At 30.2% G+C, this 4816-nt stretch carries 5 protein-coding genes; all 5 read right to left on the bottom strand.

Annotated elements, in window-relative coordinates; genetic code table 4:
- Positions 1-97: 97 nt before the first annotated feature.
- From infB to BST80_RS04070, 5 genes are read right to left on the bottom strand one after another with little or no spacing between them, the layout of a single operon-like run.
- Positions 98-1957 (bottom strand): translation initiation factor IF-2, encoded by a 1860-nt coding sequence (gene infB / locus BST80_RS04090; protein ID WP_415746086.1) that lies wholly within the window; start codon positions 1955-1957, stop codon positions 98-100.
- A gap of 23 nt (positions 1958-1980) precedes the next feature.
- Positions 1981-2286 (bottom strand): L7Ae/L30e/S12e/Gadd45 family ribosomal protein, encoded by a 306-nt coding sequence (locus BST80_RS04085; RefSeq protein WP_415746085.1) that lies wholly within the window; start codon positions 2284-2286, stop codon positions 1981-1983.
- Between the two features lie 2 nt (positions 2287-2288).
- The gene (rnpM, locus tag BST80_RS04080; protein ID WP_415746084.1) at positions 2289-2564 is read right to left on the bottom strand and encodes an RNase P modulator RnpM; all 276 of its coding nucleotides are present in this window, start codon (positions 2562-2564) and stop codon (positions 2289-2291) included.
- Positions 2565-2583: 19 nt separating this feature from the next.
- Positions 2584-3999 carry a transcription termination factor NusA gene (gene nusA / locus BST80_RS04075; RefSeq protein WP_415746083.1) on the bottom strand — a complete coding sequence of 472 codons (1416 nt, stop codon included), beginning with the start codon at positions 3997-3999 and terminating at the stop codon, positions 2584-2586.
- 19 nt (positions 4000-4018) lie between these two features.
- Complete coding sequence (locus BST80_RS04070; RefSeq protein ID WP_415746082.1) at positions 4019-4471, bottom strand: ribosome maturation factor RimP; 453 nt, start codon at positions 4469-4471, stop codon at positions 4019-4021.
- Between the last annotated feature and the right edge of the window lie 345 nt (positions 4472-4816).

Genomic DNA, 4816 nt, shown 5'->3' with positions numbered 1-4816 from the left:
TTTTAACACCAACTGAAGCTGTGTTAAAATTTTTAAAAGACTAACTGGTCTAAAATGTATATGGTACCTCNCNNAAAAAAAAAAAAAAAAAAAANCATTACTTTGTAACGGCTTTCTCAGTATAAGCTTCAATAACATCTTGCTCTTTTAAATCATTATAGTTTTTAATTGTTAACCCACATTCAGCCCCTGTTTTGGCTTCTTTAATATCATCTTTAACATGTTTTAATGATGCCAATTCACCACTATAGACGATAACTCCATCACGTAAAACTCGAACTCGTGATTTTCGTGGAATAATACCATCAGTAACATAACAACCAGCAATAGTTCCAATATCAGAATGACGGAAAATTTGACGTACTTCCGCTTGTCCTAACACTTCTTCAACCATTTCTGGATCTAACATTCCTTCCGCTGCGGCAACTATTTCTTCAGTTAATTTATAAATAATTGTATGCAAACGAATTGCAACACCTTCATCTTCGGCTTTTTTCCGAACATGAGCTGTTGGACGAACATTAAAACCAACAATAAATGCTTGACTAGCTAAACCTAATGTTACATCACTTTCAGAAATTGCCCCAACAGTTGCTCGTAAAACATTAATTCTTACACCTGGAATATTAATTTTTAATAGACTTGCTTTTACCGCTTCAACTGTTCCTTGAGTATCAGCTTTTAAAATAATATTAATTTGTTTTAATTGTCCATCTTTAATTTGGGCTGATAAACTTTCTAACGAGAAATTTTGATTTTTATAACGTTTATTCATTGTATCAATTGTTTTTCGTTTTAAAGCAATTTCACGTGCTAATTTTTCATCTCGAAAAACCATAAAACGGTCACCAGCATTTGGTACTTCATTTAAACCATGAATAATAACTGGAGTTGATGGTCCTGCTGATTTAATTTTTTTACCACTCTCATCAGATAAATCACGAACATAACCAAAAGTATAACCAACAACTAAGGCATCTTTAATATTCAATGTTCCTGATTGCACCAATAGTGTTGCAACTGGTCCTAAGCCACGGTTTAAGTGTGATTCAAGCACTGTTCCTAACGCAAAACAATTTGGATTTGCTTTTAATTCCAATTCCATTAAATCAGCCATTAATAAAATTGTATCTAATAATTCATCAATTCCTTGTTTTTGTTTAGCACTTCCTTTAACATAAGGAGTTGTTCCTCCTCACTCTTCTGGAGTTAATTCTTCTTGTGATAATTGCATTAAAATATTATCTAAATTTACTCCAACTTTATCCATTTTATTAACAAAAACAATAATTGGTACACCAGCTGCTTTGGCATGATCAATGGCTTCTTTAGTTTGCAACATTACACCATCATCAGCGGCAACAACTAAGACAACAATATCTGTTACTGCACTCCCTCGTGCGCGCATTTGTGTAAAAGCTTCATGTCCAGGAGTATCAACAAAGGTAATCTTTTCACCATGTTTCGTTTTAATTTGATAAGCCCCAATATGTTGTGTAATTCCCCCATGTTCTGTACTTACCACATTAGTATTACGAATGTTATCTAATAGGGTTGTTTTCCCATGATCAACATGGCCCATAATTGTGACAATTGGTGGTCGTTTTTCTAACGAAGCAGGGTCATCATTAACTTCAAAACTTTCAATTAAGTTTTCATGTGTTACTGATTTTTCACGTTTAAAATCTAACCCGAATTCTAAACATAACTCTCCCAATTGCTCTTCAGTTAAAAAAATATTTTGATTTAACATTATCCCCTTACTAAAAAAGTATTTAATAATTTCACTAACGGGTTTATTAATTTTTTGGGCAAACTCAGCAATAGTTAATGCCTCATCATAAACAAAAACTCCTTCGGTAACATGTGCTTCAACCGTTTTTAATTGTGATTGAATCCGATTTCGTTGTTTTTTAGCTAATGTTTTTTTATTTTGTTTGTTATTTTGACTACTCATCTGTCCCTCCTCCTTTTTGAATTTTAAGAATTATTTAATAATGTCAGCAACCGTTGGGCAAGATGTTGGTCACTAATACCAATCATTTTAACATTATTTGTTCCTAAAGCTTGTTGGGTTAAATTGAAATCAAGGCAACTAAAATAAGGGATCTTATAATAAAAACATTTTTGTTGATATTTTTTTGCTTGCGTAGCACCAACATCACTGCTTGTTAATACTAAATAAACAGTTTTTTGTTGAATGGAAGTTAACAAACAAGCCCCTGTGATTAGTTTACCCCCTCGTTTGGCTAGACTAAGATAACTATATCCTTTTTGATCTATCATCGTTAATCTCAACCTTCACTAATTTCACAATATAACATTTCGTAAAATTGATCGGTTAACTTTGTTTTTAAAGCACGTTCTAACGCGTGAGTCTTTTTTGCTTTTTCATAAATATCTAATGTTGGTCGTAAATAAGCACCGCGCCCATTGGCCTTTCCGGTTGGATCAATAATAATTTCCCCGTTTGGTGTCTTAACAATTCGTACCAATTCTTTTTTTGGTAACATTTGTTGTGAAACAACACATTTTCGTAAGGGAATTTTTTTATGATTTGTCATCGATATCTCTCCTAGTTAATTATTTATCTTGATCATAATAATCATCATAGTCGTCATAATTAATTTCATCGTCATCATCATCTTGATTTTCAAATTGTTCACTCTCAAAATAAGAAAGATTATCTTCAATTTCTTGAATTTCATTTTCTAATACTTTAGGAGTTGATTCTGTTAAATCATCAACATGATAATTTTCTTCATCTAAAATCATTGTTTCTTCAGCCATTTGTTCTTCAATAATTTCAAATTTTTCAACTGGTAAACCGGCTGTTATATCAACAGTATTTGTTTCAACAGTGGCTTTTGATTTAATTTTATCTTTTAATTTAACTTGTAATGCACTAAGTTCATCAGTTGTTAAATTTCCATTTCATAAAATTTCAACTTGTTTCGTTAACGCTTCACTATAACTCATAATGTTTAGTTTTCATTTTGTTAACTTTGCAACTAATTTTGCGGCACTTCCACCTTTTCCAATTGCTAATGATAATTGCTCATCAGGAACAACAATGTCAGCTTCTTTTCCTTCATCATTAGTTGTAATTGAAATTACTTTTACGGGTGATAATGAGTTAATAATAAATTGTTGACTATTATCATTATAAATACAAATATCAATTTTTTCATCTTGTAATTCAGCTGTTACTTTATTAATTCGACTGCCCTTGCTACCAACACAGGCACCAATTGGATCAATATTTTCATTTGTACTATAAACAGCAATCTTACTACGACGCCCAGGATCACGAGCAATTGCTTTTACTTCAATTACTTGCTCAAAAATTTCTGGAATTTCACGTTCTAATAAACGATATAAAAAATCATTGCTTGTTCGTGAACCAGTAATTTGTCCTGCATTTTTTGATTTAACAACATCTTCTGCTAAAAAAGTAATTGGTTGGCCAACTTCAAAATGGTCAGAAAAGATCAAATTTTTTCGAGGAATATAAGCAAATGTTCGTTCGACTTCAACTAATAAGTATTTTTCTTCAGCAGCAATAACAACACCTGTCATTAAGTGCTCTTTTTGGATAATATATTCATCAAAAATTGAATCCTTTTCTGCTTCTTTAATTTGTTGTTTAATAATTTGGCCAACTTGGAAAATTGCTAATCGTGAAAATTCTTCTGAATTAACTGGTTCATAAACTTTATCATCAATTGTAATTTGCTCACCATATTTTTCTTTGGCTTCATTTAAACCAATTTCTAATAAATCATCTTCTACTTTTTTAACAACAGTTAATTCTTTTTCAACTTTAATTTGTCCTGTTTTTTGATCAATCTCAACAATAATTGTTGCTTCTGGATCAAAATGTTTTTCATAAGCCTTCCTAATTCCTTCTTTAATTGAATCTAAAATTAAATCACGACTAATTTGTTTTTCACTAACAATTTCATCAATTGTTGACAATAATTTTGCACCATCAATCATGCTATATAACATTCCTTTCTTAAAATTTAACCGCACAACGCGCAAATTTAATATTTTGATAATTTGTTTGCAAGGTTTTGCGAGCACCTTTAACAAAATAAGTAATAGTAAGATTTTGTTGCTGATCAACCATTGATAATTCACCAGTAACTTCAACTAAATTATTAACTTTTTTGTTAAATTCTAAATAAACATACTCTTTAACATGTTGTTGTAGTTCATTTCAATTTCGTAATGGTCGCTCAGCACCTGGTGTTGAAACCTCTAACAAGTATTCTTCTGAAAATAAATCAAGACTATCAACCAATTCATTAATTTCTTCACTAATAACTGTTAGGTGATCTAAATTAAGCACAGTTGTTTTATCTTCAATTAACACTTGTACAAAATTTGTGTCAAACTCTTGTAAATAATTAATTGCAAACAAAGTTAAATTTTGCTTTGCTAAATAATTTTCCAAAGCTGCCTTCAATTTTGTTTCTTGTTGTATAAAATGTTCTATTCAACACCATCCTTTCTTAATCAAACATAACTAAATTTATGGCATTAAAGAAAGAGCACGTTTGTGCTCTTTCTTGACCTGTTTTAATTACTTTATTATTATAATACCTTATTAATAAAAATGCAACAAAATTAAGAAGATAAATTAGGAAAGGTAGAATAAAAATAAAGTGTTACATCATATTTCAGTTCTTTTTTAAGATATCTTTCCCCTATATAAACAACTTATATTTGCTATAATAGACTTTTTGCATAACCTAGTTATTTTAAAATTCCTATAAAATATATTTAAAATAGAAATTATAGGAATCTAAAA

Origin of the sequence: Spiroplasma sp. Moj (genome assembly GCF_016082285.1) — a bacterium.
Lineage (GTDB): Bacteria > Bacillota_I > Bacilli_A > Mycoplasmatales > Mycoplasmataceae > Spiroplasma > Spiroplasma phoeniceum.
The sequence above is the reverse complement of the archived record's forward strand: the minus strand, read 5'-3'. Positions and strand labels throughout refer to the sequence as shown.